The sequence below is a fragment of the Filobacillus milosensis genome, from assembly GCF_004402015.1.
Classification (GTDB): Bacteria; Bacillota; Bacilli; order Bacillales; family Alkalibacillaceae; genus Filobacillus; species Filobacillus milosensis.
Genome location: NZ_SOPW01000058.1, coordinates 1 through 453, shown reverse-complemented (window position 1 = coordinate 453; position 453 = coordinate 1). Strand labels below are relative to the sequence as shown.

Annotated in this window: 1 protein-coding gene; it reads left to right on the top strand. The window is 36.4% G+C overall.

The genetic code is table 11. The annotated features are described in order from the left end of the window. Positions 1-15: 15 nt before the first annotated feature. Positions 16-453 (top strand): ATP-binding protein (locus tag E3U55_RS17125; RefSeq protein WP_194840973.1); only part of this gene is annotated, 438 nt, incomplete at its 3' end.

Below are 453 nucleotides of genomic sequence, written 5' to 3'. Positions count from 1 at the left end.
GGGAGGTCTATAAAGATGAATAGTAGTTACCAGCAACTCGTTAAAAATCTCGAATATTTAAAGCTAAAACAAATGCATGAACATCTTGATGACATTATTGATACAGCAGTATCTAACCAACAATCTTTTGTTGAAACGCTCGTTAAGTGGACCAACCATGAAATAGATCGACGTGAACAAAATATGGTACGTTCCATGGTCAAAGTCGCAGCCTTTCCTCATTTGAAGGAGGTGAAGGATTTTGACTTTGAGTTTCAACCGTCGGTTAATAAACAACAGATACTAGACTTTACGACATTACGATTTATCGAAGATAAAGAAAACATAGTTTTTCTGGGGCCAAGTGGAGTTGGTAAAACACATTTGGCGACATCGATTGGAATAGCTGCAGCTAAGAATCGTAACAGTACTTATTTCATTAAATGTCATGAACTCATTCAGCACCTAAAAAAA